Origin of the sequence: Micromonospora sp. NRRL B-16802, assembly GCF_001279555.1 — a bacterium.
In the GTDB taxonomy this organism is placed as follows: Bacteria; Actinomycetota; Actinomycetes; order Mycobacteriales; family Micromonosporaceae; genus Micromonospora; species Micromonospora profundi.
In genome coordinates this window covers 574270-600246 of sequence record NZ_LGEB01000001.1, presented here as the reverse complement: position 1 = coordinate 600246, position 25977 = coordinate 574270, and the positions used below count along the sequence as shown (strand labels likewise).

Annotated in this window: 27 protein-coding genes; 2 read left to right on the top strand and 25 right to left on the bottom strand. The window is 70.0% G+C overall.

From position 1 onward, the window contains the following. Positions 1-5: 5 nt before the first annotated feature. The 23 genes from nuoK to paaA form a co-directional block, all read right to left on the bottom strand. Positions 6-323, bottom strand: a complete 318-nt coding sequence (gene nuoK, locus ADK66_RS02860; RefSeq protein ID WP_053652235.1) for an NADH-quinone oxidoreductase subunit NuoK — start codon at positions 321-323, stop codon at positions 6-8. Further along, positions 323-1093 carry an NADH-quinone oxidoreductase subunit J gene (locus ADK66_RS02855; RefSeq protein WP_053652234.1) on the bottom strand — a complete coding sequence of 257 codons (771 nt, stop codon included), beginning with the start codon at positions 1091-1093 and terminating at the stop codon, positions 323-325. Before ADK66_RS02855 ends, nuoK begins: the two co-directional genes overlap by 1 nt. Further along, positions 1090-1731: an NADH-quinone oxidoreductase subunit NuoI gene (gene nuoI, locus ADK66_RS02850; RefSeq protein WP_053652233.1), complete on the bottom strand. Its 642-nt coding sequence runs from the start codon at positions 1729-1731 to the stop codon at positions 1090-1092. The genes ADK66_RS02855 and nuoI overlap by 4 nt, the downstream gene beginning before the upstream one ends. A 1-nt stretch (position 1732) precedes the next feature. Then, positions 1733-3085, bottom strand: a complete 1353-nt coding sequence (gene nuoH / locus ADK66_RS02845) for an NADH-quinone oxidoreductase subunit NuoH (RefSeq protein ID WP_053652232.1) — start codon at positions 3083-3085, stop codon at positions 1733-1735. Continuing rightward, positions 3082-5592 (bottom strand): NADH-quinone oxidoreductase subunit G, encoded by a 2511-nt coding sequence (locus tag ADK66_RS02840; RefSeq protein ID WP_053652231.1) that lies wholly within the window; start codon positions 5590-5592, stop codon positions 3082-3084. Before ADK66_RS02840 ends, nuoH begins: the two co-directional genes overlap by 4 nt. Continuing rightward, positions 5592-6908: an NADH-quinone oxidoreductase subunit NuoF gene (gene nuoF / locus ADK66_RS02835; protein ID WP_053652230.1), complete on the bottom strand. Its 1317-nt coding sequence runs from the start codon at positions 6906-6908 to the stop codon at positions 5592-5594. Before nuoF ends, ADK66_RS02840 begins: the two co-directional genes overlap by 1 nt. After that, a complete protein-coding gene (gene nuoE, locus ADK66_RS02830; RefSeq protein WP_053652229.1) occupies positions 6905-8035 on the bottom strand; it encodes an NADH-quinone oxidoreductase subunit NuoE in 1131 nt (376 codons plus the stop codon). The genes nuoF and nuoE overlap by 4 nt, the downstream gene beginning before the upstream one ends. Then, positions 8032-9357, bottom strand: coding sequence for an NADH-quinone oxidoreductase subunit D (locus ADK66_RS02825; protein ID WP_053652228.1), 1326 nt, complete (start codon positions 9355-9357; stop codon positions 8032-8034). Before ADK66_RS02825 ends, nuoE begins: the two co-directional genes overlap by 4 nt. Continuing rightward, positions 9354-10091, bottom strand: coding sequence for an NADH-quinone oxidoreductase subunit C (locus ADK66_RS02820; RefSeq protein WP_053652227.1), 738 nt, complete (start codon positions 10089-10091; stop codon positions 9354-9356). The genes ADK66_RS02825 and ADK66_RS02820 overlap by 4 nt, the downstream gene beginning before the upstream one ends. Then, positions 10088-10765 (bottom strand): NADH-quinone oxidoreductase subunit B family protein, encoded by a 678-nt coding sequence (locus ADK66_RS02815; protein WP_053652226.1) that lies wholly within the window; start codon positions 10763-10765, stop codon positions 10088-10090. Before ADK66_RS02815 ends, ADK66_RS02820 begins: the two co-directional genes overlap by 4 nt. A 14-nt stretch (positions 10766-10779) precedes the next feature. After that, positions 10780-11145, bottom strand: a complete 366-nt coding sequence (locus ADK66_RS02810) for an NADH-quinone oxidoreductase subunit A (protein WP_053652225.1) — start codon at positions 11143-11145, stop codon at positions 10780-10782. A gap of 188 nt (positions 11146-11333) precedes the next feature. Beyond that, entirely contained in the window at positions 11334-12611 is a 1278-nt protein-coding gene (locus ADK66_RS02805) for a geranylgeranyl reductase family protein (protein WP_053652366.1), read from the bottom strand. Positions 12612-12750: 139 nt separating this feature from the next. Further along, positions 12751-12975 carry a hypothetical protein gene (locus ADK66_RS02800; RefSeq protein WP_053652224.1) on the bottom strand — a complete coding sequence of 75 codons (225 nt, stop codon included), beginning with the start codon at positions 12973-12975 and terminating at the stop codon, positions 12751-12753. Between the two features lie 83 nt (positions 12976-13058). Beyond that, positions 13059-13769, bottom strand: a complete 711-nt coding sequence (locus ADK66_RS02795; RefSeq protein ID WP_053652223.1) for a demethylmenaquinone methyltransferase — start codon at positions 13767-13769, stop codon at positions 13059-13061. A 166-nt stretch (positions 13770-13935) separates the two neighbouring features. Beyond that, complete coding sequence (locus tag ADK66_RS02790) at positions 13936-15204, bottom strand: LPXTG cell wall anchor domain-containing protein (RefSeq protein ID WP_053652222.1); 1269 nt, start codon at positions 15202-15204, stop codon at positions 13936-13938. A gap of 477 nt (positions 15205-15681) precedes the next feature. Next, positions 15682-16872 carry a cyclic dehypoxanthinyl futalosine synthase gene (gene mqnC, locus ADK66_RS02785; RefSeq protein ID WP_053652221.1) on the bottom strand — a complete coding sequence of 397 codons (1191 nt, stop codon included), beginning with the start codon at positions 16870-16872 and terminating at the stop codon, positions 15682-15684. Between the two features lie 76 nt (positions 16873-16948). Continuing rightward, positions 16949-17359 (bottom strand): type II toxin-antitoxin system VapC family toxin, encoded by a 411-nt coding sequence (locus ADK66_RS02780; protein WP_053652220.1) that lies wholly within the window; start codon positions 17357-17359, stop codon positions 16949-16951. After that, positions 17356-17634 carry a type II toxin-antitoxin system Phd/YefM family antitoxin gene (locus ADK66_RS02775; protein ID WP_053652219.1) on the bottom strand — a complete coding sequence of 93 codons (279 nt, stop codon included), beginning with the start codon at positions 17632-17634 and terminating at the stop codon, positions 17356-17358. Before ADK66_RS02775 ends, ADK66_RS02780 begins: the two co-directional genes overlap by 4 nt. 31 nt (positions 17635-17665) lie before the next feature. Next, complete coding sequence (gene paaE / locus ADK66_RS02770) at positions 17666-18775, bottom strand: 1,2-phenylacetyl-CoA epoxidase subunit PaaE (protein ID WP_053652218.1); 1110 nt, start codon at positions 18773-18775, stop codon at positions 17666-17668. Next, the gene (paaD, locus tag ADK66_RS02765) at positions 18772-19251 is read right to left on the bottom strand and encodes a 1,2-phenylacetyl-CoA epoxidase subunit PaaD (protein ID WP_053652217.1); all 480 of its coding nucleotides are present in this window, start codon (positions 19249-19251) and stop codon (positions 18772-18774) included. Before paaD ends, paaE begins: the two co-directional genes overlap by 4 nt. A 44-nt stretch (positions 19252-19295) precedes the next feature. Beyond that, positions 19296-20021 (bottom strand): 1,2-phenylacetyl-CoA epoxidase subunit PaaC, encoded by a 726-nt coding sequence (gene paaC, locus ADK66_RS02760; protein ID WP_053652216.1) that lies wholly within the window; start codon positions 20019-20021, stop codon positions 19296-19298. Then, positions 20018-20305 carry a 1,2-phenylacetyl-CoA epoxidase subunit PaaB gene (gene paaB, locus ADK66_RS02755; RefSeq protein WP_053652215.1) on the bottom strand — a complete coding sequence of 96 codons (288 nt, stop codon included), beginning with the start codon at positions 20303-20305 and terminating at the stop codon, positions 20018-20020. The genes paaC and paaB overlap by 4 nt, the downstream gene beginning before the upstream one ends. Continuing rightward, the gene (gene paaA, locus ADK66_RS02750; protein WP_053652214.1) at positions 20302-21369 is read right to left on the bottom strand and encodes a 1,2-phenylacetyl-CoA epoxidase subunit PaaA; all 1068 of its coding nucleotides are present in this window, start codon (positions 21367-21369) and stop codon (positions 20302-20304) included. The genes paaB and paaA overlap by 4 nt, the downstream gene beginning before the upstream one ends. A gap of 371 nt (positions 21370-21740) precedes the next feature. On the opposite strand from paaA, the gene ADK66_RS02745 reads away from it, so the two are divergent. After that, complete coding sequence (locus ADK66_RS02745; protein WP_053652213.1) at positions 21741-22724, top strand: hypothetical protein; 984 nt, start codon at positions 21741-21743, stop codon at positions 22722-22724. After that, positions 22724-23683, top strand: coding sequence for a hypothetical protein (locus ADK66_RS02740; protein ID WP_053652212.1), 960 nt, complete (start codon positions 22724-22726; stop codon positions 23681-23683). The genes ADK66_RS02745 and ADK66_RS02740 overlap by 1 nt, the downstream gene beginning before the upstream one ends. Before the next feature lie 67 nt (positions 23684-23750). On the opposite strand, the gene ADK66_RS02735 is transcribed toward ADK66_RS02740, so the two are convergent. Then, on the bottom strand, positions 23751-24602 hold the full coding sequence (locus ADK66_RS02735) for a menaquinone biosynthetic enzyme MqnA/MqnD family protein (RefSeq protein WP_053652365.1): 852 nt from the start codon (positions 24600-24602) through the stop codon (positions 23751-23753). Next, a complete protein-coding gene (locus ADK66_RS02730; RefSeq protein WP_053652211.1) occupies positions 24554-25969 on the bottom strand; it encodes an MFS transporter in 1416 nt (471 codons plus the stop codon). Before ADK66_RS02730 ends, ADK66_RS02735 begins: the two co-directional genes overlap by 49 nt. Positions 25970-25977: the final 8 nt, after the last annotated feature.

The window sequence follows — 25977 nt, the reverse complement described above, 5'->3', positions numbered from 1 at the left end:
GCCCCTTAGTACTTGAGCAGGTTGGCGTCGTCGACACTCGCGGAGCGTCGAGTCCGGAAGATCGACATGATGATCGCGAGCCCGACCACGACCTCGGCCGCCGCCACCACCATCACGAAGAACGCCATGATCTGGCCGTTGAGGTCACCGTTGATCCGGCTGAAGGTGACCAGCGTCAGATTGGCCGCGTTGAGCATCAGCTCCACGCACATGAACAGCACGATCGCGTTGCGCCGGACGAGCACCCCTGCGGCGCCGATGGTGAACAGCACCGCGGCGAGGACGAGGTAGTAGTTCGGCTCGACCGAGAAGAACGATCCCATTACTTGTCCGTCCCCTTCAGCGAGGTCTCCTCGGCGGTCAGCTCGCGCTGCGGAAGGATCGCCGGGGTGCTGTGGTCGGTCAGGCGGCCGTCGGGCAGCCGGGCCGGGGTGGCCACCGAGGAGGACGTCGCGAAGACGCCGGGGCCGGGCTTGGGGCCGGGGTAGTTGCCCGGCGCGAAGCGCGCCCGCATCGTCGACGGCTGGTCGACCTTGTCCTGCTTACGGCGCTCGATGTGCGCGAGCACCATGGCACCGACCGCCGCGGTGATCAGCAGCGCCGAGGTCAGCTCGAACGCCAGGACGTACTTGGTGAAGAGCAGCCGGGCGATGCCCTGCACGTTGCCTTCCGCGTTGGCCTGCTCCAGGCCGACAGCTGTGGTGCCGTCCAGCGCGTGGTAGACGCCGCTGCCGATGAGGCCGGCGAAGCCCAGACCCAGCACGATGGCGGCGACCCGCTGGCCGCGCAGCGTCTCGATGAGCGAGTCGGAGGCGTCCCGGCCGACGAGCATGAGCACGAACAGGAACAGCATCATGATCGCGCCGGTGTAGACGATGATCTGCACCATGCCGATGAACGGCCCGGCCTGGAGCACGTAGAACACGCCCAGGCAGAGCATGGTGAGCACCAGCCACAGCGCCGAGTGCACTGCGTTGCGGGCGGCCACCATCCCGATCGCGCCGATCAGCGCGAGCGGCGCGAGGATCCAGAAGGTGACCTGCTCGCCGCCGGACACCCCGCCCGCCGCGGCCAGCACCGTAGACGTGGTCATGCTCCCTCTCCCTTGCCGGCCGCCGCACGCTGGGCGGCCTGCTCGGCACCCGGGAACGTCACGCCGGGGTGCTCCTCGACCTTGTAGCGGCCGGGGCCCATCGGGGACGTCTCGGCACCGGCGGAGGTGCCCGGGTTGTCGAGCGCGCCGACGTAGTAGTCCTTCTCGCTGTCGCCCAACCGCATCGGGTGCGGCGGCTGCTCCATGCCCTCGAGCAGCGGTGCCAGCAACTGCTCCTTCGTGAAGATCAGATCCTGCCGGTTGTCCCGGGCCAGCTCGTACTCGTTGCTCATCGTGAGCGACCGGGTCGGGCAGGCCTCGATGCACAGTCCGCAGAAGATGCACCGGGCGTAGTTGATCTGGTAGATGCTGGCGTACCGCTCACCCGGCGAGAAGCGCTGCTCGTCGGTGTTGTCGCCACCCTCGACGTAGATCGCGTCCGCCGGGCAGGCCCAGGCGCACAGCTCACAGCCGATGCACTTCTCCAGGCCGTCCGGGTGCCGGTTGAGGATGTGCCGCCCGTGGTAGCGCGGCGCCGAAACCGGCGGCTTGAACGGATAGTCGGTGGTGACGACCTTCCTGAACATGTGCGAGAAGGTGACCCCGAATCCCTTGAACGTTCCGGTGATCGCGCCCACGTCACACCTCCCTGGAGTCCGAGCCGGCGGCGATGTTGGCCGGCTCCCGCTCGGCGACCACGCGCGTGATACGCGGGCTCGGTGGTACCTGTAGATCCATCGGTGGCAGCGGGAAGCTCCCGTACGGCCGGCTGTCCACCTGTTCCTGCGGCGTCTGCGTCGGCTTGGGCTTGCGGCTCGGCCAGAACAGCGTGGCGATCAGCAGGATGCCGGCCGGGATGCCGACCGCGATGAGCTTGCCCTGCGAGTCCCAGTCCTCGATGGAGCGCAGGCCCGCCAGGACCAGGATCCAGACCAGGTTGATCGGCAGCAGCACCCGCCAGCCCAGCCGCATGAACTGGTCGTACCGGAGCCGGGGCAGCGTGCCGCGCAGCCAGACGAAGACGAAGACCAGCGCGACGACCTTGCCGAAGAACCAGAGCATCGGCCACCAACCGGAGTTGGCGCCCTCCCAGATCGTGATCGGCCACGGCGCGTGCCAGCCGCCGAGGAAGAGCGTCACTGTGAACGCCGACATCGTCACCATCGCGACGTACTCGCTGAGCATGAACAGCGCGAACTTCAGCGAGCTGTACTCGGTCTGGAAGCCCGCCACCAGCTCGGACTCCGCCTCGGGCAGGTCGAACGGCGCCCGGTTGGTCTCACCGACGATGGCGATGAAGAACATGACGAAGCTCGGCAGCAGCAGCAGCCCGTACCAGCCGGGGGCCGGGACCGTGAAGTCACCGAAGCTGAGCTGCGTGGCGTCGCCCTGTGCGGCGACGATGCCGCTTGTGGACATCGTGCCCGCCGTCATGAACACCGCGACGACGCTCAGGCCCAGCGTGACCTCGTAGGAGACCAGTTGGGCGGCGGAGCGCAGGCCGCCGAGCAGCGGGTACGTGGAGCCGGACGCCCAGCCGCCGAGCACGATGCCGTACACCGCGAGCGACGACAGGGCCAGCACCAGCAGGACGGCCACCGGCACGTCGGTGACCTGTAGTGGCGTCCGGTGCCCGAAGATGCTGACCATCGGGCCGAACGGCATCACCGACAGCGCGGTGACCGCGCAGACCACCGAGATCACCGGCGCGAAGAAGTAGACGACCTTGTCCGCCGCCTTCGGCAGGATGTCTTCCTTGAACGCCAGCTTCAGGCCGTCGGCGAGGGTTTGCAGCAGACCGAACGGACCGACCTGGTTGGGGCCGGGCCGCACCTGCATGTAACCCACCACGCGCCGCTCGAACCAGACACCGAGCAGGGTGGCCAGCACGGCGAAGACGAACGCGAAGAGGATCTTGATGAGTACCAGCCACCACGGATCCCGGCCGAAGTCGGCAAGCGTCGGATCCTGGGCCAGGTATGACGGGCTCACTGGTTACCCCCAGCGCTGTTGAGGAGCGGACCCGGGAGACCGGCCTCGTCGGCCGCCACCCGCCCGGCCGGCACGGCCGCGCTCGCTGCCGGAACGGAGATCCGGACGACAGCGCCGGACGTCGCCCCGAGGCTGCGACGCACTGTCGAGCCCGGCGAGTTCGTCGGCACCCAGACGACGCCGTCCGGCATCTCGGTGAGAGCCGCCGGCAGGGTCACTGCCCCCCGGTCGGTGCCGACAGTCACCGCGTCGCCGTCGGCGACACCGAGGGCCTCGGCGGTGCCCTTGCCCAGCCGGACGACCGGAGGGCGGGCAGTGCCGGCGAGGTGCTCGTCGCCCTCGGTCAGAGTGCCGAGGTCGACCAACTGGTGCCAGGTGGACAGCACGGCCTCCCCGGCGCGCGGCTGCGGCGTCGCGCCCGGCGACACCGACGGCGGCGTCGGCCGCTGGGTACGCGTGGCCGGCAGCGAGCCCAGTTCACGACGCACGCTCGGCACGTCGGCCGTGCCCAGTCGCACGTCCAGCAGAGCGGCGAGCGCGTCGAGCACCCGGCCGTCGTTCATCGCCGCGGTGTTCAGCACCGCATCGAACGGACGCAGCCGGCCCTCCCAGTCCAGGAAGCTGCCGGACTTCTCGACCACCGGCGCGACAGGCAGGACCACGTTCGCCCGCCGGGTCACAGCGCTGCCGCGCAGCTCCAGGCTGACAAGGAACGGCACCGCGTCCAGCGCGGTCTCGGCCAGCCGCGGGTCGGCCAGGTCGGCCGGGTCGACCCCGCCGACCACAAGCGCGCCGAGCTGACCGTTGGCGGCCGCCGCCAGAATGCCGTCGGTGTCCCGACCGGCCTGGCTCGGGATCACCCCGGCCGGGATGTCCCACGCCTCGCCCAGCTCGGCCCGCGCTGCCGGCTCGGTGACCAGCCGGCCACCGGGGAGCAGGTTGGGCAGGCAGCCCGCGTCGACAGCACCGCGGTCACCCGCGCGCCGCGGCACCCAGGCCACCTTCGCGCCGGTACGCCGTGCCACGTCCGCCGCGGCGGAGAGCCCACCCGGCACACTCGCCAACCGCTCGCCGACGAGAAGGATCGCGCCCGGCGCGCTCAGCGCCTCGGCGACTGTGGCGTGCTCGGCGAGAACGCTCGCCTCCTCGCCCGGCACCACCCGGGCCAGCTTGGCACCGAGCTTCTCCAGGCCGCGGGTGGCGAACGGCGCCAGCGCGTACACCGTCAGGGTCTTCTTCAGGTACGCCTTGCGCAGCCGCAGGAAGAGGATCGGGCACTCCTCCTCCGGCTCCAGGCCGACGAGCACCACAGCCGGCGCGTTCTCCACGTCGGTGTAGGTGACGTCGGTGACCCCGGCGACCGAGCTGGCCAGGAAGTCGGCCTCCTCGCGGGAGACCGGCCGTGCCCGGAAGTCGATGTCGTTGGTGTTCAGCGCGACCCGTGCGAACTTCGCGTACGCGTACGCGTCCTCGACGGTCAGCCGGCCGCCGGTGAGCACCGCCGTGCCCTGGCCGCTGTCGCGGGCCGCGCGCAGCCCGTCGGCGGCCACGGTGAGCGCCTCACTCCAGGACGCCTCGCGCAGCTCACCGGTGCGCTCGTCGCGCACCAGCGGGGTGGTCAGCCGGTCGGTGGCCCGGGTGTACTGGAAGCCCCACCGACCCTTGTCGCAGTTCCACTCCTCGTTGACCGCCGGCTCGTCGCCGGCCAGCCGGCGCAGGACCTTGCCGCGCCGCCAGTCGGTGCGCTGCCCGCAGCCGGCCGAGCAGTGCTCGCAGACGCTCGGGCTGGAGACCAGGTCGAACGGGCGGGCCCGGAAGCGGTACTGGGCGCCGGTCAGCGCACCCACCGGACAGATCTGCACGGTGTTGCCGGAGAAGTAGGAGTTGAACGGCACGTCGCCGGCGTCGCCCTCCTCGCCGTACGCGTCGTCCCGGTAGATGTTGATCTCCTCGGCGGACGACCGGCCCATCAGGTCGATGAACTTGTCGCCGGCGATCTCCTCGGAGAACCGGGTGCAGCGCTGGCACAGCACGCAACGCTCGCGGTCCAGCAGCACCTGGCTGCTGATCGCCATCGGCTTCTCGTACTCCCGCTTGTGCTCGTGGAAGCGCGAGTCGGTGCGGCCTGTGGACATCGCCTGGTTCTGCAGCGGGCACTCGCCGCCCTTGTCGCACATCGGGCAGTCCAGCGGGTGATTGAGCAGGAGAAGCTCCATCACCCCCTCCTGCGCCTTCTTGGCGACGGGCGAGGTGAGCTGGGTGCGGACCACCATGCCGTCGGCGACGGTCTGGGTGCAGGAGGCAACAGGCTTGCGCTGCCCCTCCACCTCGACCAGGCACTGCCGGCACGCACCGGCCGGGGCCAGCAGCGGGTGGTCGCAGAACCGGGGGATCTCGGTGCCCATCTGCTCGGCGACCCGGATCAGCAGCGTCCCCTTGGGGGCGGTGACCTCGACGCCGTCGATGGTGAGGGTGACGGTCTCGGTCTGCTTGGCTACGTCCGTCATCAGTGAGCTCCAACCAGCTGCTTGTCGGAGAGCTTCGGCGCGGTACGTCCCTCGATGTAGTCGAGGTAGTCCTGCTTGAAGTACTTCAGCGACGAGGTCACCGAGCTGGTCGCACCGTCACCGAGGCCGCAGAACGAACGGCCCAGGATGTTGTCGCAGGTGTCCAGCAGGGTTTCCAGGTCCTCGTGGGTGCCCTGACCGGAGAGGATCCGCCGGTAGACCCGGACCATCCAGTAGTTGCCCTCGCGGCACGGGGTGCACTTCCCGCACGACTCGTGGTGGTAGAACTCCAGCCACCGGTAGGTCGCGTAGACCGGGCAGTCCTGGTCGGAGAAGATCTGCGTGGCCGTGGTGCCGAGGATCGAGCCGGCCGCCGCCACGCCCTCGAAGTCCAGCGGGACGTCCAGGTGCTCGGCGGCGAGCAGCGGGGTGGACGAGCCGCCCGGGGTCCAGAACCTCAGGTTGTGGCCCGGCTGCATCCCGCCGGCAAGCTCCAGCAGCTCGCGCAGCGTCACGCCCATCGAGCACTCGTACTGGCCGGGGTTCACGATCCGGCCGGAGAGCGAGTAGATCATCGGCCCGGACGACTTCTCCGTGCCCATGGACTTCCACCAGTCCGCCCCGCCGAGCACGATCGGCGGCACGCTGGCGATGGTGCCGACGTTGTTCACCACCGTCGGGCTGGCGTACAGGCCGTGGGTGGCCGGGAACGGCGGACGCAGCCGGGGCTGGCCGCGGAACCCCTCCAGGGAGTCCAGCAGCGCCGTCTCCTCGCCACAGATGTACGCCCCGGCGCCGGAGTGCACCACCAGCTCCAGGTCGAAGCCGCTGCGCAGGATGTTCCGGCCCAGGTAGCCCTTGTCGTACGCCTCCTGGACAGCGTTGCGCAGCCGGCGCGCGGCGTGCACCGCCTCGCCCCGGATGTAGATGTAGGCGCGGCTGGCCCGGATCGCGTACGACGCGATGATCACGCCTTCGACCAGCGCGTGCGGGTCGTGGGTCATCAGCGGCAGGTCCTTGCAGGTCCCCGGCTCGCCCTCGTCGGCGTTGACCACCAGGTAGTGCGGCTTGCCGTCGCCCTGCGGGATGAAGCCCCACTTCAGACCGGTGGGGAAGCCCGCGCCACCCCGGCCGCGCAGCCCGGAGTCCTTGATCAGTTGGATCAGGTCGTCCGGGTGGGCCTTGAGGGCCTTGCGCAGCGCGGCGTAGCCGTCCAACTGCTCGTAGGTGCCGATCCGCCAGGCATCCGGCGACAGCCAGCGCTTGGTCAGCACCGGCGTCAGCTTGGCCAGCGTCTCCGGGCGGGGAGTGGTCACTTCTGTGCCCCCGTTTCGGTAGCGGCGGCGTTGTTCGCGCCATCAGCGCTCGCCGACGCTTCGGTGAGGTTGCGCTCCTGCGCGTCAGTGGAGTCACCGGCGGGCTTGCCGTCGCCGGCCGGCTCGTTGGCCGCCACACCGGCGGCCTCCGCCTTCCGCGCGTCGCGCGGGCCCGGCGGCGAGGTCTCCGCCGGGACCTTCGTGCCGGGTGCGTCCGGCACTGCGGTCTCCGCGTCCGGCTGCCGGGTCTCGGCGGCACGCACCTGCGGCGACTTGTCGTCCGGTGCCTTCACGTCCGGTGCGGTGCTGCCGGTCGCCGCGGCGGCGGGAGTCCGCTCGCCCGTGCCGGCCTTACCTGTCGCGTCGCCGGACTGCACGGGCGTCGCCGGCTTGGCGGCCTCGGCGGCGGCCTTCGCCTTCGCCGCCTCCTTGTCCGCCTCGGCCTTGCTGCGGATCGGCGTGTTCGGGTCGAAGCCCGGCACCGAGACGCCGTGCTCCTGCGCCAGCCGCAGCCCGCGCAGAGTGGCCTCGCCCGGCCCGCCGTCGGCGACCGCGCCGTCCCGCTCGTCGGCGAAACCGGCGAGCTGCACCGCCATCTCCTTGAGCGTGCAGAGCCGGGCGCCACGGGTCGGCATCGGCCGGCCACCGGCACGCAGCTCGTCGACCACACCTACCGCAGTGGACGGGTCGACGCCGTCGAAGAAGTCGTAGTTGACGGTCATCACCGGCCCGTAGTCGCAGGCCGCCAGGCACTCGGCGTGCTCCAGCGTGATCGTCCCGTCGGCGGTCGTCTCGTCGTGCCCGACGCCCAGGTGCTCGGAGAGCGTGTCGTAGACCTCCTGACCGCCCAGCACGTTGCACATGGTGTTGGTGCAGACGCTGACCAGGAAGTCACCTGTCGGCTTGCGCTTGTACATCGTGTAGAAGGTGGCCACCGCGCCGACCTGGGCCTTGTTCAGGCCGAGCACCTCGGCGCAGAACGTGACACCAGCCGGCGAGACGTACCCCTCCTCGGACTGGACCAGGTGCAGCAGCGGCAGCAGCGCCGAGCGGGACCGGTCCGCCGGGTAGCGGGCGATGATCTCGCGCGCCCGCTCCCGGGTCTCGTCAGTGAACGTCGTCGTCATCGGTCACAACCACCCATCACGGGATCCAGCGAGGCGCCGCCGGCGATCACGTCGGCGATCAGGCCGCCCTCGGCCATCGCCGGCAGGGCCTGAAGGTTGACGAAGCTCGGCTCCCGGTAGTGCACCCGGTACGGCCGGGTACCACCGTCGGAGACCGCGTGCACGCCCAGCTCGCCGCGAGGCGACTCGATGCCGACGTACACCTGGCCGGGCGGGACCCGGAAGCCCTCGGTGACCAGCTTGAAGTGGTGGATCAGCGACTCCATCGACTGACCCATGATCTTCGCGACGTGCTCCAGCGAGTTACCCATGCCGTCGACACCGATGGCGAGCTGGGCCGGCCACGCGATCTTGCGATCGGCGACCATTACCGGACCCGGCTTCAGCCGGTCCAGCGCCTGCTCGACGAGCTTCATGGACTCCCGGATCTCGGCGAGCCGGACAATGTAGCGGCCCCACACGTCACCGTCGGTGTGGGTCGGCACGTCGAACTCGTAGGTCTCGTAGCCGCAGTACGGCATGGTCTTGCGCAGGTCCCAGGCGAGCCCGGCGGAGCGCAGCACCGGCCCGGTGACGCCGAGCGCCACACAGCCGGTGACGTCGAGGACCGCGACGTTCTTCGTCCGCTCCAGCCAGATCGGCTGGCCGGACAGCAGGTCCTCGTACTCCTTGAGCTTCTTCGGCATCATCTTGAGGAAGTCACGGATCTTGACGATGGCCTCGTCCGGAACGTCCTGCGCCACACCGCCCGGCCGGACGTACGCGTGGTTCATCCGCAGACCGGTGATGGTCTCGAAGATGTCCAGGATGTACTCCCGCTCGCGGAAGCCGTAGAGCATGATCGAGATCGCGCCCAGCTCCATGCCGGTGGTGGCCAGCCAGACCAGGTGCGACGAGATCCGGTTGAGCTCCATCATCAGCACGCGGATGGTGGTGGCGCGCTCGGTGATGTCGTCGGTGATGCCGAGCAGCTTCTCGACCGCGAGGGCGTACGCCGTCTCGTTGAAGATCGGGGCGAGATAGTCCATCCGGGTCACGAACGTCGAGCCCTGCACCCAGTTGCGGTATTCGAGGTTCTTCTCGATGCCGGTGTGCAGGTAGCCGACGACCGAGCGGGCCTCGCGGACCGTCTCGCCCTCAAGCTCCAGGATCAGGCGCAGCACCCCGTGCGTGGACGGGTGCTGCGGACCCATGTTGACCACGATCCGCTCGTCGTTGATCGGGTCGGTGCCCGAGACGACGGTGTCCCAGTCGCCACCGGTGACGGTGAAGACCCGACCCTCGGTGGTCTCGCGCTCGGTTGCGTAGTTCGACGTGGTCATTGGTAGGACCTCCTCCGGTCCGGCGGCGGGATCTCGGCGCCCTTGTACTCGACGGGCACCCCACCGAGCGGGTAGTCCTTGCGCTGCGGGTGGCCCTCCCAGTCGTCCGGCATGAGGATCCGGGTCAGGGCGGGGTGGCCGTCGAAGACGATGCCGAACATGTCGTACGCCTCCCGCTCCTGCCAGTCCGCAGTCGGGTAGACGGCGGTCACGCTGGGCAGGTGCGGCTGCTCGACGGAGACCGCGGCCTCCAGCCGGACCCGACGCCGGTAGGTCATCGAGGTGAGCAGGTAGACCACGTGCAGCCGGCGTTCGTCGGCGCCGAGGTAGTCCACACCGGACACCGAGGAACACAGCTCGAAGCGCAGCGCCATGTCGTCCCGCAGCACCTGGCAGACCTCGGCGATCCGCTCCGGGCGGACGTGCAGGGTCAGCTCGCCCCGGTCGACGACGACCTTCTCAATCGCGTCTCCGAAGGCCGGGTACGCCTCCTCCAGCGCGTCGCGGACCTCGTCGAAGTAACCGCCGTACGGCCGGGCGGCCTCCTCGATGGGCTGGCGCTGGCGGACCAGGCCGCCGTAGCCGGACACGTCGCCGGTGCCCTGGTTGCCGAACATCCCGCGGCCGGCCGGGCTGGACGGCGGGTATTCGGCCGGGGCGGTGCCGCTGGCGCCGGCCGGGGTGACCGGCACCGGCACACCGCCGTCGTTGGTCCTGTCGTTAGGTGCGGTCACTTCGGGCCCCTGTGCGCGTGGAGGTGGTTCTGAGCGTTCATCCAGTTCTCGATACGCAGTTGCTCCTCGCGGCCCTCGCGGACGGCCTGGGTCCACTCGGCACGCCGGGCCTTGTCGCTGCGGTACGAGGACGGCATGGAGCCGTACGGCACGACCGGCACGTCACCGCGCGCCTGGCGGGCCTCAAGCATCTTGCGGCCGTTCGCACCCAGCGGCTCGTACATGATCTTCTCGCGGAGCTTGAGGATCGCGTCGATGAGCATCTCGGGCCGGGGCGGGCAGCCGGGCAGGTACATGTCGACCGGTACGACGTGGTCGACGCCCTGCACGATGGCGTAGTTGTTGAACATGCCGCCGCTGCTGGCGCAGACGCCCATCGAAAGCACCCAGCGGGGCTCGGCCATCTGGTCGTAGATCTGGCGCAGCACGGGTGCCATCTTCTGGCTCACCCGGCCGGCCACGATCATCAGGTCGGCCTGCCGGGGCGAGGCCCGGAAGACCTCCATGCCCCAGCGGCCCATGTCGTAGTGCGGACCACCGGCGGCCATCATCTCGATGGCGCAGCAGGCCAGGCCGAAGGTGGCGCCCCACACGGACGACTTCCGGGACCAGTTGACCAGCTTCTCCACCGAGGTGAGCAGGACGCCGGCGGGAAGCTTCTCCTCGATGCCCATCTGACGTTCCTTCCTCAGTCCCAGTCCAGGCCGCCGCGCCGCCACACGTAGGCGTACGCGACGAAGACCGCGACGATGAACAGGACCATCTCCACAAAGCCGAAGATCGGCAGAGCGTCGAACGAGACCGCCCAGGGGTAGAGGAAGATGATCTCGATGTCGAAGACGATGAAGAGCATCGCCGTCAGGTAGAACTTGATCGGGAAACGCCCGCCGCCAACCGGCTGCGGACTGGGCTCGATGCCACACTCATAGGCTTCGAGCTTTGCCTTGTTGTATCGACGGGGGCCAGTTATCCGGGCAGCGCCGACAGAGAACAGCGCGAACGCCGCGGCGAGGGCGAAGAGCCCGATGATCGGTGCGTAAGGCGAGAGCGACATCTTTTCTCCTGCTCGTCCTTCCCTGCCCTCGGTGCTTGACAAAATTCACACTATTCACATCCCTGCCGGTGGCTGCCAGCGGGGGTCGATCTCTGTCCGAATCGGAACTGTCACCAGCGTCGACACGGTTTTTCAGCCGCCCCCCGCCGACGTCGGTGACGGCGGGAAGTGCGGTTCATCGGCTTCATTTACACGGCTGGAGCCGCCTTCGTCATCGCGTTGATGACCCGGTCCATCGCGTCCCCACCACGGGGGTCGGTCAGGTTGGCCAGCAGTTTGAGCACGAATCGCATCAGCGTCGGATGCGGCATTCCGTGTTTGGTGGCGATCCGCATGATCTCCGGACGGCCGATCAGCTTCACGAAGATGCCGCCCAGCCGGTAGTAGCCACCGAGGCGGGCCTTCAGCTCGTTCGGGTACGCCATCAGCGCCCGCTCCCGCTCCGGGCCGGCCGGTCGGGCGAGCGCCTGCACCATGGCCTCGGCGGCCAGTTCACCGGACTCCATCGCGTACGCGATGCCCTCGCCGTTGAACGGGTTGACCATGCCGCCGGAGTCACCGACGAGCAGCACGCCCCGGGTGTAGTGCGGCACCCGGTTGAAGCCCATCGGCAGCGCGGCGCCGAGGATGGGACCGTCGGCGTTCGCCTCGTCGGTCATGCCCCACTCGGCGGGGGTGTTGGCGAGCCAGTCGGTGAGCAGCCGACGGTAGTTGGTCTTGCCGAACGCGGACGACGAGTTGAGCACGCCGAGACCCACGTTCACCCGCCCGTCGCCGAGGCCGAAGATCCAGCCGTACCCGGGCAGCAGGTTGTCACCGCTGTCCTTGCTGCGCAGCTCCAGCCACGACTCCAGGTAGTTGTCGTCGTGCTTGAGCGGGGACCGGTAGTAGCGGCGGACGGCCACGCCGATCGGCCGGTCCTCCCGCTTGGCCAGCCCGAGCGCCAGCGGGAACCGACCCGAGACGCCGTCGGCGGCGACGACCAGCGGGGCGCGGAAGGTCGCGGGCTCCTTGCCGGGCCCCACCTCGGCCTCGACACCTGTCACGCGGCCGTCGCCGTCGAGCACCGGGCCGAGCACGTTGACGTTGGTGCGGAGTTTCGCGCCGGCGGCCACCGCGCGCTGGGCGAGCAGGTCGTCGAAGTCGAGCCGGGTGCGCACCAGACCGTAGTTGGGGAAGCTCGCCAGCTCGGGCCAGTCCAGCTCCAGGCGGACGCCGCCGCCGATCACCCGCAGGCCACGGTTGTGCAGCCAGCCGGCCTCGGGCGAGGTGTCCACGCCCATCCGGATGAGCTGCCGCACCGCGCGCGGGGTCAGCCCGTCGCCGCAGACCTTCTCCCGAGGGAACTCGGTCTTCTCCAGCACCAGCACGCGTACGCCGTGCCGGGCCAGGTGGTACGCAGTCGCCGATCCACCGGGGCCGGCGCCAACGACGATGACGTCGGCGTCGTGTTCCACCGCGGTCATTCGCACCTCCTCCCGCACGCTCGTGAAATGCTTCACAAGCCAGACGAGACGAGTGTATGACCGGTGTCATACCTGCGCAGGGTCAGGGGTACCTAAGTCGCTGGTGTTACAGCCGGTGACCGTCCACAGTGGTCAGGTGTCAGATCCGACTGGGCGCTTCCAGGCCCGCGTCAACCCGGATGGTTTCCGGCAAATGCTCACGTAACGCACCCCCGGCGGCCCGGTCCAGCGCGGCCAACACCTCGGCGACGACCTGCCGCACCTCCGTCGGGTCGGCGCCAGCCAATGCGCGCAGTTGCGCGACGAGCTCGGCCGCGTCGTCGTCGGTGGCGGTCGCCGGGCCCGCCGGGTCTGCTCCGGTCATGCCGGCAAGCGTACCGGGCAAATTGGACCAAAATCCGACATTGGCGAAATACAAGCAACATTCGGGTACGGCCGCGGAGCCGCCTACTCGCGGATCCCCCGGTGCAGGGCGACCACGCCGCCGGTCAGGTTGCGCCACGCCACCCGTCCCCAGCCGGCGGCACCGATCCGTCCGGCCAACGCGGACTGGTCCGGCCACGCCCGGATCGACTCGGCCAGGTAGACGTACGCCTCCGGGTTGCTCGACACCGCACGGGCAACCGCCGGCAGCGACCGCATCAGGTACGACAGATAGACCGTCCGGAACGCCGGGTTGACAGGTGTGCTGAACTCGCACACCACGAGCCGCCCGCCCGGCCGGGTGACCCGGGCCAGCTCGCGCAGAGCCGCGTCGGTGTCGTTGACGTTGCGCAGTGCGAACGAGATGGTCACCGCGTCGAAGCTGGCGTCGGCGAACGGCAGTCGCAGCGCGTCCCCGGCCAGCAGCGGCACCTCCGGTCGCGCCCGCTTGCCCGCGTACAACATGCCCAGCGACAGATCCGCCCCGACCGCGTACGCCCCGGAATGCGCCAGCTCGCGCGTCGATACACCGGTGCCCGCCCCCACGTCCAGCACCCGCTCGCCGGGCCGTAGGCCGAGCGCGGCGCGGGTGGACCGACGCCAGGAACGATCCTGGCCGAAGGAGAGCACGGTGTTCGTCAGGTCGTAACGCTCCGCCACGTCGTCGAACATCGCGGCGACCTCGTGCGGCTGCTTGTCCAGGCTGGCTCGCTGGCCCTGCGGGGTACGGCTCACCCCTTCACTCTGCCAGCCGTCCGCCAAACGACGAGCGCTGGGTCTGCGTACCCCGATCGGCCGGAAGCATCGGCGCTGCCGGCGGCGGCCGAGCAGGCACGGCGGGCGCCCTGGCACGCGAAAGGGCGGGGTGGTCGCCCACCCCGCCCTTCACGTCACGCCTCGGTCAGTCGGTCGACTTCTCGTCGCCCGGGGCGACCAGGACGACCTTGCGCCGCCGGGAGAGCACCAGCAGGGCCCCACCCACGAGCAGGATCATGCCGCCGATGCCGCCGATCAGGCCGACCTGCACACCGGTCACCGGGAGACCGCCGCCACCGGAACCGCCACCACCGGTACCCGGCGACGTGGTCACGCCGGGAGACGTCGTCGTACCCGGTGACGTCGTGCCACCCGGGGTCGGCGTGGCCGTCGGCGAGGGCGTGGCCGTCGGCGTCGGGGTGGGCTGCACGGTCAGGTCGACGAAGACGTCGAACTGCGCGCTGTTGTCCACCTCGTCGACCTCGGTGAACGCCTTGCGCTGCGCGCCGGTGGCCACCTTCGGCTGCTCCTCGGGGCTACCCGCGGACGCGTCCAGACCGGCGGCCCACAGGAAGCCGGGCCGGAGCACCGACTCGGTGACGCCCGAGCCGACCTTCACCCGGACGCCCGCCGTGTAGAACTGCCCCGGCTTGAGCACCACGCCGGTGTCCTCGCAGTACGCGTTCGCGAAGCCGCCCAGCGGCTGCTCGATGCAGCCCTCCGGCAGCTCGGCGAAGGTGACGCCGGCCGGCAGGGTGATCCCGTACGCCACACCGGTCGCCTTGCGGCTGCCGTCGTTGTAGATCGCCCAGTCCAGCGGCGCGGTCTCGCCCAGCTTCACAGCCTGCAGGTCGGACTCGCCGACCTCGTCCCCGTCCACAGTCACGTTGGCGTAGACGTCCTGCACCCAGGCGGTCAGGTCGTAGCCGGGTTCGGTGACGGTGATGTCGTGCTCGACGGTGTTGTCGTCGAGGTTGGGGTCGGTGGTGGCGGAGCTGATGGTGACGACGAGCGTGCCGCCGTTACCGCGACCACCGGTGGAGAAGAGCGGGATACCGAAGTCCTCGGTGGTGCCGGCGGCCAGATCGCCGAGCAGACAGGTGAACTTCGTGCCGGTGACGTCGCACCCGATCGGGACGAGGTAGCCCACCTTGCGGTTCTTGAGGCCCTTCGTCTCCACGGTGACCCGGACGTCCTTGGCGTCGACAGTGCTCCGGGTGTTGTCGACCTGGAACTTGAACGGCTTGGCCTTGGCCTCCTTGACGCCCTTGGCCAGCTGGTAGCTCAACGGCTGCAGCGCGAGGTCGGCTCCGGCGGCGGCCTGCGCCGGGGCGGCGACGGTGGCCAGGCCACCGGCCGCGAGCAGAGCCACGACGCCGGCGCGAGCCAGAGTCGAGCGGTGGAACGGTGTCATCAGTCCCCCGGGGGATAGGGAAGGCAATGGTTGTGGGAACGAGCGGACGTTATCGAAGGTCGATCTCCCGCGCCAGCGTGGGAGCCGCATTTCCGCTGTCTTTACCGGACCGGGCAGACGGTACGGGCGGAATGGTCACCCATCCCGCCCGTACCGCCGTGCGTTATATGAACGACCCTCATGGGTCGATGGAGGACTACCCCGGTCCGGCACCCGTCCGACCACCGCCACCAGCGCGGCGTGCGAAATCCGCCGATCCGCGCGCCTGGGCGGCGGGTGGTGAGAACGGGTATGGCCGGGACGGTAGCCGCCCACGATCACCTCCACCAGCCCCGCAGCGGGCAGCCTGGCGCTGCGACGGCACTGTCGACCCGTACCGCCGAGGCACCGGCGCAGGAGCACGACCCCTGATCAACCGAACGGCCGTGCCGGGGGGACCATCCCCTGGTCAACCGAACGGTCGGGCTGCGACCTGCCTCAGTTGACCTCGACCAGGGGGAGCGACCGGCCGGCGCCGCCACCGGGCAGCGCGATCGACGAGAAGTGCGAGACCACCCGCTCGTCGGTCGGGTCGTCGGCCGGGGTGTGGTGCACCGCCAGCCGGTTGTAGAGGGTGTCCCGCTGGGCCGGAATCCGGTCGGCGGAGCGGATCATCCCGATCAGCTCGTGCAGGTTGGAGCGGTGCCGAGCGCCGGCGGAGGAGATGACGTTCTCCTCCAGCATGATCGAGCCGAGGTCGTCCACGCCCATGTGCAGCGCGAGCTGCCCGACGTCCTTGCCGGTGGTCAGCCAGGACGCCTGAAGGTGCGGCACGGTCTCGAAGAAGAGCCGGGCCACCGCGACCAGGCGCAGGTATTCCAGCGTGGTCGCCTGGGTGCGGCCCTTGAGGTGGTTGTTCTCCGGCTGGTACGTCCACGGGATGAACGACCGGAAGCCACGGGTGCGGTCCTGCACGTCGCGGATCATGCGGAGGTGCTCGATCCGCTCGGCGTGCGTCTCGCCGGTGCCCATCATCATGGTGGCGGTCGACTCGATACCCTGCCGGTGGGCCAGCTCCATGACCTCCAGCCAGCGCTCACCCGACTCCTTGAGCGGCGCGATGGCCTTACGCGGGCGCTCGGGCAGCATCTCCGCGCCAGCACCGGCGATGGAGTCCAGACCGGCGGCCTTGATCCGGGCGATGGCCTCGTCCAGGCTCACGCCGGACACCTTGGCCATGTGCAGGATCTCGCTCGGGCCGATCGAGTGGATGACGAGCTGGGGGTACGCCTGCTTGACCGAGGAGAACAGCTCCTCGTAGTACTCGACGCCGTAGTCCGGGTGGTGCCCGCCCTGGAGCATGACCTGGGTGGCGCCCAGCTCGACCGCCTCGCCGCAGCGACGCAGGATCTCCTCGGTCGGGTGGGTCCATCCCTCGGAGTGCTTGGGTGCCCTGTAGAACGCGCAGAACTTGCACGCCGTCACGCAGACGTTCGTGTAGTTGATGTTGCGATCGATCAGGTAGGTGACGACGTTGTCCGGGTAGCGCCGCCGGCGCACCGCGTCCGCCGCCTCGCCCAACGCGTGAAAGGGCGCCTCGGTGTAGAGCAGCAGCGCCTCCTCGGGCGTGATCCGCCCGCCGTCCGCGCCGCGTTGCAGGATGTCGTCGATCTCGCGGTTCGCCGTCACACCCCGAGCCTACGTCGGCCCCTCAGCGGCCGGCACGCCCCTCCGACTCCAGTGACGGGAACCCCTCGAGTCGACCTCAGTCCATCCCCGGGCTCGCGACCGGCAGCCCCACACTCTTTGCCGCGTCCAGGAGGCGACGGTCGTAGGTTACGAAGGCGGCGAAGTCCGACCCGGACTGCGCGGCGAGGACCTCCGCCGTGGCGAGGTGAATGGCATCGAGGCTCCGCAACAGCGGATCGCCGTACGCCCCGGCGGCAGCACGGACGGTGGCGTCGATCTCCACGCGATACAGGCGGGCCAGCGCCCCCGGCACGCCAGCCAGGGCGAGCGGCGCCGACCGACGCAACGCCCTCGGCACCTCGACTTCCACAAGCGCGGAAGCGACGAGCGACATGCCGGACCGCTCGTTCAGCCAAGCGATCAACTGCTCGGTCGCCGGCTCGCGGCGAAGTAGCTTGATGATCGCGGCCGAGTCGAGGTAGATCACCAGCGCTCTTCCTCACGCGCGGCGGCGAGCCCGGCGGCCACGTCGATCGCAGGGTCACCGAGCACAGGAGGTAGCGGCAGCGGGCCGCCGTCCGTCGGCGCCGTCGCCCTTCCCTCCGAGACCAGCCGGGACAGCAGAGCCCCACCGGCGACAATCGGTACCAGCCGGGCAATGGGTTCGCCGCGATCCGTCACCTCGACGGTCTCGCCGGCACGCACGCGGGCCAGCACCCGGCTGGTGTGCTGGTTCAGCTCTCGAACCGCGACCTGCTCCATGCGACGAGTGTAGTACGAGATGTCCTACACGTCACGCATCGTAGTCGACGGTGAGCCTGTCGGTGGTCGGGCTGGACTGGCAGGTCAGGACGTAACCGGCCGCCAACTCGTCGGGCTCCAGGGCATAGTTGCGGGCCATCGTGACCGCGCCGTCGACGACCTTCGCCTTGCAGGTCGAGCAGACACCACCCTTGCAGGCGTACGGCAACTCGCCGCGCACCTTCAGCGCGGCGTCAAGCACCCGCTCCTCACGGCCCATCGTGAAGTTCGACGACCGGCCGTCCAGCACGATGGTGACCTCCGCGCCTGCGCCCGGCTGGTCGCCGGGGCGTACCACAGGCTCCGGCGGCGCGTCGACGTGAAACAACTCGGTACGGACCGCCGACTCGGGCAGCCCGCGCCCGGTCAGCACGTCGCGGGCATCGACCACCATGGCGTACGGGCCGCAGAGGAACCACTCCTCGATGACGTCGCCCGGCACGATGGTCTCCAGCAGACGGGCCAGCCGGTCGGCGTCGATCCGCCCGGAGAGCAGCGGCGACTCGCCCTGCTCGCGGGACAGCACGTGCACGAGGTGCAGCCGGGTGGGGTAGCGGTCCTTCAGGTCGGCCAACTCCTCGGCGAACATCACCGTGTTCGCCGTGCGGTTGCCGTACACCAGTGTGAAGGTGCTGGCCGGCTCGACGGCCAGGGCCGTCGCGACGAGCCCGAGCACCGGCGTGATCCCGGAACCGGCGACGACCGCGCCGTAGTGCCGCACCCGGTCCGGCGCGAACGCCGTGGTGAACGTGCCAAGCGGCGGCAGCACCTCGACCGTGTCGCCGCCGCGCAGCGCGCCGCACGCGAACGCCGAGAACGCGCCGCCGGGGATCTCCCGCACGCCGATCCGCAGCCGCCCGTGCCGGGCCAGGTCGTCGGGGGTGGAGCAGATCGAGTACGACCGTCGCACGTCCTCGCCGCCGTCGGTCACCCGGCGCACCGTGAGGTGCTGGCCCGCGCGGAACGCGAAGGTGTCGCGCAACTCCTCGGGTACGGCGAACGTGACAGCCACCGAATCGTCGGTGAGCCTGTCGACTGCGGAGACCGGCAGCGGATGGAAGACCGGCCGGCGGCGGACCGGCCTGGTGATGGTGGCTGTCACAGTGCCTTCAGGTGGTCGAAGGGTTCGGAGCACGAACGGCAACGCCACAGCGCCTTGCAGGCTGTCGAGCCGAACCGGCTCACCTGCTCGGTCTCCGGCGACCCGCAGCGCGGGCAGCGGACCGCCAGGGTCAGCGACACGACGCCGGGGACGCGTACCGGCGACGGCGGGGCGATCCCCGCGGCGGCGAGCTTGGCCCGCCCACCGTCGGAGATCCAGTCGGTGCTCCAGGCCGGGCTGTAGACCGTGCGGACCTCTACGTCCGGGTGCCCGGCGGCGGCAAGCGCACGCCGGATGTCGGCCCGGATCACGTCCATGGCCGGGCAGCCGGTGTAGGTCGGTGTGATGGTCACTGTGACCCGCCCGGTGGCGGGGTCCTCCTCGACCGCGCGCAGGATCCCCAGCTCGTCGATCGTGATGACCCGGATCTCCGGGTCCACCACCGCCGCGACGGCAGTACGCGGATCGACAGGCACGCGGTCACCGGCTGCGGGGCTGGGCCGCGTCGCGCTCCGCGCGCTCACCAGGCCGCCCCCGGGTGAGCGCGGTGCAGCACCTGCATCTCGGCGAGCAGGTACGACAGGTGCTCGGTGTGCACACCGGCCCGCCCGCCGCCCGGCGCCCAACCGCCCTCCGGCCGGCTGAGCGTCGCCTCGGCCAGCACCGGGCCGACGGTGTCGTCGAACGCCTGCCGCAGCGTGGCCGGGTCGACCGGTGCCGCCGGGTCCGCGACGAACAACTCGTGGGTGTACGGCCAGACGTGGTCGACGGCCGCCTGCATCCGGCGGTGCGACTCCTCGGTGCCGTCACCGAGCCGCTTCACCCACAGGGAGCCGTGGTCCAGGTGGTACGCCGACTCCTTGCGGGCCTTCGCGCCGATAGCGGCCAGTCGCTCGTCCGCGCATCCGGCGAGCGCCGTGTAGAGCGGCACCTGGTACGCCGCCAGGAAGAACAGTTTCGCCATGGTCACCGCGAAGTCGCCGTTTGGCAGCTCGACCAGGAGCACGTTGCGGAACTCGCGGTCGTCGCGCAGGTACGCAAGCGCGTCCTCGTCGCGGCCGGCGCCCTCCAGCTCACCCGCGTACGACAGCAGCAGTCGGGCCGCGCCGAGCTGGTCGAGGGCGATGTTCGCAAGCGCGATGTCCTCTTCCATCTCCGGCGCACGGGTGGTCCACTCGGCCAGCCGCTGCGCCGCGATCAGCGCGTCGTCACCGAGGGCGACTGTGAAGTCGAACGGCCCGTTCACAGGTGGGCCACCCCGTCCGGCACCTCGTAGAACGTGGGATGGCGGTAGACCTTGTCGGCCGCCGGGTCGAAGAAGGCGTCCTTCTCGTCCGGGCTCGACGCGGTGATCGCGCTCGCCGGCACCACCCAGATCGACACACCCTCCTGCCTGCGGGTGTAGAGGTCCCTGGCGTTGCGCAGGGCCAGCTCGGCATCGGGGGCGTGCAGGCTGCCGACGTGGGTGTGCGACAGCCCGCGCCGCGCCCGTACGAAGACCTCCCACAGCGGCGAGTGTTCGGTGCTCACGCGGCTACCTTCTCCCTCTTCTCCGCCCGCTTGGCGGCGTACGCCGCGGCGGCCTCGCGTACCCATGCGCCGTCGGCGTGGGCGGCCCGGCGGTGCGCCATCCGTTCCCGGTTGCACGGCCCGTCGCCCGAGATCACCCGCATCAGCTCGTCGTAGTCCGGCTGGGTGTAGTCGTACGCCTGCCGTTGCTCGTTCCAGCGCAGGTCGTCGTCGGGGATACGCAGCCCGAGGACCTCGGCCTGCTGGACGCACATGTCGACGAAGCGCTGCCGCAGGTCGTCGTTCGAGAAGCGCTTGATCTTCCAGGCCATCGACTGGGTGGAGTGGGTGGAGTCGCCGTCCGGCGGGCCGAACATCGCAAGCGACGGGTACCACCAGCGGTCCACGGCGTCCTGGGCCATCGCCTGCTGCGCGGGGGTGCCGTGCGCGAGGGTGTGCAGGATCTCGTAGCCCTGGCGCTGGTGGAACGACTCCTCTTTGCAGACCCGGATCATCGCTCGCGCGTACGGGCCGTAGGAGCAGCGGCACAGCGGCACCTGGTTGACGATCGCCGCGCCGTCCACCAGCCAGCCGATCGCGCCCACGTCGGCCCAGGTCAGGGTGGGGTAGTTGAAGATCGAGCTGTACTTCTGCCTTCCGTCGAGCAGCAGTTGCACAAGCTCGTCGCGGGTGATGCCGAGGGTCTCCGCGGCGGCGTAGAGGTAGAGCCCGTGGCCCGCCTCGTCCTGCACCTTGGCCAGCAGGATCGCCTTGCGCTTGAGCGACGGCGCCCGGCTGATCCAGTTGCCTTCCGGCTGCATGCCGATGATCTCGGAGTGGGCGTGCTGGGCGATCTGCCGGATCAACGTCCGGCGGTACGCCTCGGGCATCCAGTCACGCGGCTCGATCTTTTGCTCCGCGTCGACGACCTCGGCGAAGTACGCAGCCAGGTCCTCGTCCGGTGCCGGGCCGCCCCGGCGCTGACGAGCGGCGGCCGCCCGCAGGTCTGCCTCGGCCGCCTCGACCTCACCGAGCAGGCCAGCGCCGGGTGCGTCGTCCGGTGCGGAGAAGTCGTTGCCATACATGAGGACAAGTGTTACAGCTTGCGCCCTGATGCACTAGGGGGTGTAACAGGAAACCCGAGTCACCTACCGTAACGGATGGGCACTTTTTGACCACGCATCGCTACGGGCTGCCTATGACTTGAGTCACTGCCGAAACGTGAATCCTCACACAAGACGCATATAAGCCTGATTTCCCACGGAAATGGCGTGTCACCAGGTGTCGAGGTCTGCCGTTCGGTCAGTCCGGACGTAGACTTCTGCCGGTCAACCGATCGGCTGCCACCAATCGCCGGCTCCACAGAGGCCACCGTCCCCCGCGCCTCGGCGAACGCACCGATCGCCCGGACAACAAGCCGGTCCCCCGGCCCTGACATCTGGAGCTCACCCAAATCATGCGATCCCGCGTGACCATGGTGTTCGCCGTCGTAGCGGTCCTTCTCGGTGGCGTCCTGCTGGTCCCCACCGCGTACGCCCGACTCTCCAACGGCGACAGCAGCGGAGGTGGCGGTGGCGCCGCCTCCGTCGCCGCGCCCTCGCCCACTCCGCCGCCGCCACCCACGCTGGCCGCCGGCCCGGTGTCGGTGAGCTTCAAGGGCGAGTTCTTCTCGTGGGCTCTGCTGGAGCGGGAGACGGGCAAGATCTCCGGGTCGCCGAACATGACAGCGACCAGCTCCACCGAGTCGATGATCAAGGCGTGGATCGTCGCGGACTACCTGCGGCAACTCGGGGACAAGGAGCCGACCGAAGCTCTCAAGAAGGCGTCGGTACTGGCCATCCGGGACAGCAACGACGCGGCTGCCAACAAGGTCTACGCCGCTGCCGGTGGCTCCTACAAGACACCGCCGAACGGGCAGCCGGGCCCGGTCATCCAGCGGGCGATCAAGATCTGCGGGCTGACCGACACCAAGCGGGGCAATGTGCCGAAGTACGAGGGCTGGTGGAGTTTCACCCGGATGTCACCCCGGGACGCCGCCCGGCTCGGCGACTGCATCGCCAGCGGTAAGGCCGCCGGCCCGAAGTGGACCGAGTGGGTGCTCAGCGAGATGAGCAAGGTTCGCGGCACCACCGCGGACAAGGACCAGAAGGCTGATTCGGGCGGTGGGCGCTGGGGGATCATCGACGGCCTGCCGAAGTCGATCACCGCGCAGGGCCCGGTCAGCATGAAGAACGGTTGGACCCGCCTGTACTACGACGGCAACTGGCACGTCAATTGCCTTGCTGTCACCGACAAGTGGAGCCTCGCGGTGATGATGCGTTACCCCATCAGGTCCAGCCTCGACTACGGCGCGCAGGCCTGCGCCAGCGTGGCCACCCAACTCGTCACCCCGCAGCCGGGCGCCGCGCTGAAGGTGCCACAGCCTGCTGAGGCCCTCTGATGCCCGGGAGTCGCCGGGCGGACCGCCGAGACGAGGGCGAGAGCTCCCCGTTACGGCTGATCGCCGTCGCGGTCATCCTTGTCGGGCTGGTGCTGGTGTCACTGCGGCTGCTGCCCGGGTCACCGTTCGAGTCGTCCGCCGCCGCCAAGTGGGGTGAGTCGGACGCGAGCAGCGGCCGGTCCACAAGTGGCGCGACCGACCGCAGCGCCCGCCAGCCCGCAGCGCCGTCGACGAGCCCCAGTCCGGCGCTGGCACCGCTGCCGTTCGCGGCCAAGGACCTCGACCTGGACATCGAGGGCTGGTACGGCTGGAGCGTGCTCGACCGCCGGACCGGAAAGATCATCGGTTCGAAGAACATGGACGAGACGAGCACCACCGCCTCGATGATCAAGTCGTGGATCGTCGCCGACTACCTCCGCCGGGCCGCCGACGCCGGCCAGACGCCGAGCGACGCGAAGCTTGACGACGCCACGAGGATCATCCGGGACAGCGACAACACCCGGGCCGAGCAGTTCTACAACTCGGTCGGCCGGGACGCCTCGATCAAGCGGCTGATCTCCATGTGCAAGCTCACCGACAGCAGCGTCGCCCCCGACAAGGGCTGGAGCCGTACGGCGCTTTCCCCCCGCGACACCGCCCGGCTGGGCAACTGCATCGCCACCGGCACGGCCGCCGGTCCCAAGTGGACCAAGTGGCTGCTCAACGAGATGAAGCTGGTCCGCGGCGCCGGTGACTTCGGCATCCGCAAGGCGTTCCCGGCCGCCAGGCAGAAGCAGATCGCCATCAAGAACGGGTGGATCGACAGGACCCGCGAGCAGCAGATGCACATCAACTGCCTGGCCATCGGCGACACCTGGACGATGGGCGTGATGGTCAAGTACCCGATCGACATGGGCTACGACTACGGCATGAAGAACTGCGAGAAGATCACCGAGGCGCTGCTCAGCCCCGGCACCTGACCGCCGACGGCTGGGTCGTTCGCGGTCGGCGGCTTGGTCTCTTTGTGGGGTCGCTTCGCCGGGCGGTTCAGCTGGCGAAGAACTCGGGGCCGTCGACCGGCAGCGCCGGCACCTCGCCGATCGCGGCGGCACGCCTGGCGAACTCCCGCAGCCCGGCGACCTGCCGGTCACCGAGCGAGAAGTCCAAGGTCCGGAAGTACGTGGCCAGCGTCGCGGCGTCGAACGTCTCCCACCGAGCCGCCGCCTCGGCGACCTGGTCCAACTCGGCCAGGCAGAGGTCACGCGACCGCAGGAACGCCTCGTGCACCTCCTTCACCATGCCCGGGTGCGCGGCGGCGAAGTCGCGGCGTACCGCCCAGACGGCGAAGACCATCGGCAGCCCGCTCCACTCCCGCCACGCCTGCCCGAGGTCGGTGACGGTGACGCCCCGCTGCGGCGCCTCGTAAAGCGCCCGCAGCGCCACGTCGCCGATCAGCACGCCGGCGTCGGCCTCCAGGAGCATCTGCGTGAGGTCCGGCGGGCAACGGTAGTAGTCGGGGCGTACGTTGTAGCGCTCGGCGAGCAGCAGCTGCGCCAGCATCACCCCGGTCCGCGAGGTCGAGCCGAGCGCCACCCGCGCGCCGTCCAGCTCAGCGAGGGGTCGGGTCGAGACCACGTTCACCGAGAGCACGGGCCCGTCACTGCCCACGGCCAGGTCCGGCAGGAGCAGCAACTCGTCGGCGTGCCGCAGGTACTCCACCAGCGAGATCGGCCCGATGTCCAGGTCACCGGCGACAAGCGCGGCATTCAACTGGTCGGGCGAATCCTTGTGCAGATCCACGTCGAGCAGGGCACCGGAGCGCATCAGACCCCAGTAGATCGGCAGGCAGTTCAGGAACTGGATGTGCCCGACCCGCGGGCGTGCGATGCGCTCAGCCATGACCCGACCGTATCCCCGCCGCCCGACTCCGGCTCGGCGGGCCGGCCCAGAGTGGCCAACCCCGCATCGTCCGCGCGCTGCGACGACCGGGCGGCCTGACTCTCCCGGTCCTCGATCGCCGGACGGCGTACCGCACGGGCGACGACCGGCACGAAAGCCAGCGCCACCAGGAGCCCGGCCGCCCCTGCCGCAGCGATCAACGGCCGAGGTGAAACGACAGTGAGCAGCAGGCCACCGAGCAGGTAGCCGGTCATCGAGCCGCCCTGCACCGCCGCGCCGTAGCTGGCGTACGCGCGGGCGCGCATCGACTCCGGTGCCCGGCGAGCGGTGAGGAGGTTGGCGAACACGTTCTGGGCGCCGTTGGCAGCGCCCGCCACCAGCCAGAGCGGCACCAGCAGGGTCGCCGTCGGCACCGTGGACGCCAGCAGCACCATGAGGCTGCACCCGGCCAACGTGACAAGCACGCCACGGACCAACGCGCCGTCGTCGTCGAGCCGTCGTACGAGTCGGGCCGCGAACCAGCCGCCGGGCAACAGACCGGCCATCCAGGCGGCCCCGACCAGGCCGTACATGGTGGCGGAGCCGTTCAGCGTTTCCCGGATGAAGAAGACCTCGATCACGTTGATACCGCCGATCGCCGTGATCACCACGGCGATGCACGCCACCATGACCACCATCAGCGGATCCCGGCGAATCCGCCAGCCCTCGGCCGTACCCGTAGCCCTCTTGGCAGCCGGCGGCACGGCCTGGACCTGCGCGGTTGGCAGCTCAGGCGGGGTGGCGGTGGCCGGCCGGCCACCACGCCGGGTCCGCAGCAGCAGGCCGGCGACCACAAGCGCCAGGTAGGTCGCGGCGTCGACAAGCAGCGGTACGCGGGTGCCGAACTGCCCCACCAGCAGCCCGGCCAGCACCGGGCCACCGAGCGCGCCGAGGGACACGGCTGTCTGGGTGATGGCGCTCGCCCGGGGCAGGTCACCCGGACGGACCATGGCCGGGAGCAGCGCCGCCAGGCAGGGCTGAGTCACCGCGAGCCCACAGGCGAGCAGCGCGACGAGCCCGATGACCAGGACCGGGTGGGTGGCGACGGCGAGCATCGTGCAGATCGCGGCCTGGGCCAACCCGACGGCCACCAGCAGGGTACGGCTGTCCACCCGGTCGGCGAGCCGGCCAGCGAGCGGGGCCAGCACCACCAGCGGCAGGGTGGCCGCGAGCAACAGCCCCGAGACGGCGAGCCCACCGGCACCGGCATTCTGTAGGGCCAGCGCCAGCGCTGTGGCCGCGAGGAAGTCGCCGCAGATCGTGGTGCCCCGAGCCGTGGCGGCCAACCAGACGTCCGACCAGCGCGACTCACCAGTTGTGAAGGACATACTTCGAA

Coding starts and splice junctions, on each gene's coding strand:
- ADK66_RS02735 (WP_053652365.1), bottom strand. CDS start 24,602: ATGGCTGAGCGCATCGCACGCCCGCGGGTCGGGCACATCCAGTTCCTG.
- ADK66_RS02800 (WP_053652224.1), bottom strand. CDS start 12,975: ATGACCGGAGCAGACCCGGCGGGCCCGGCGACCGCCACCGACGACGAC.
- ADK66_RS02815 (WP_053652226.1), bottom strand. CDS start 10,765: ATGGGCATCGAGGAGAAGCTTCCCGCCGGCGTCCTGCTCACCTCGGTG.
- ADK66_RS02775 (WP_053652219.1), bottom strand. CDS start 17,634: ATGGAGCAGGTCGCGGTTCGAGAGCTGAACCAGCACACCAGCCGGGTG.
- ADK66_RS02730 (WP_053652211.1), bottom strand. CDS start 25,969: ATGTCCTTCACAACTGGTGAGTCGCGCTGGTCGGACGTCTGGTTGGCC.
- ADK66_RS02810 (WP_053652225.1), bottom strand. CDS start 11,145: ATGTCGCTCTCGCCTTACGCACCGATCATCGGGCTCTTCGCCCTCGCC.
- nuoK (WP_053652235.1), bottom strand. CDS start 323: ATGGGATCGTTCTTCTCGGTCGAGCCGAACTACTACCTCGTCCTCGCC.
- ADK66_RS02790 (WP_053652222.1), bottom strand. CDS start 15,204: ATGACACCGTTCCACCGCTCGACTCTGGCTCGCGCCGGCGTCGTGGCT.
- ADK66_RS02855 (WP_053652234.1), bottom strand. CDS start 1,093: ATGACCACGTCTACGGTGCTGGCCGCGGCGGGCGGGGTGTCCGGCGGC.
- ADK66_RS02745 (WP_053652213.1), top strand. CDS start 21,741: ATGCGATCCCGCGTGACCATGGTGTTCGCCGTCGTAGCGGTCCTTCTC.
- paaA (WP_053652214.1), bottom strand. CDS start 21,369: ATGTATGGCAACGACTTCTCCGCACCGGACGACGCACCCGGCGCTGGC.
- ADK66_RS02825 (WP_053652228.1), bottom strand. CDS start 9,357: ATGACCACGTCGAACTACGCAACCGAGCGCGAGACCACCGAGGGTCGG.
- ADK66_RS02740 (WP_053652212.1), top strand. CDS start 22,724: ATGCCCGGGAGTCGCCGGGCGGACCGCCGAGACGAGGGCGAGAGCTCC.
- nuoE (WP_053652229.1), bottom strand. CDS start 8,035: ATGACGACGACGTTCACTGACGAGACCCGGGAGCGGGCGCGCGAGATC.
- ADK66_RS02805 (WP_053652366.1), bottom strand. CDS start 12,611: ATGACCGCGGTGGAACACGACGCCGACGTCATCGTCGTTGGCGCCGGC.
- ADK66_RS02840 (WP_053652231.1), bottom strand. CDS start 5,592: ATGACGGACGTAGCCAAGCAGACCGAGACCGTCACCCTCACCATCGAC.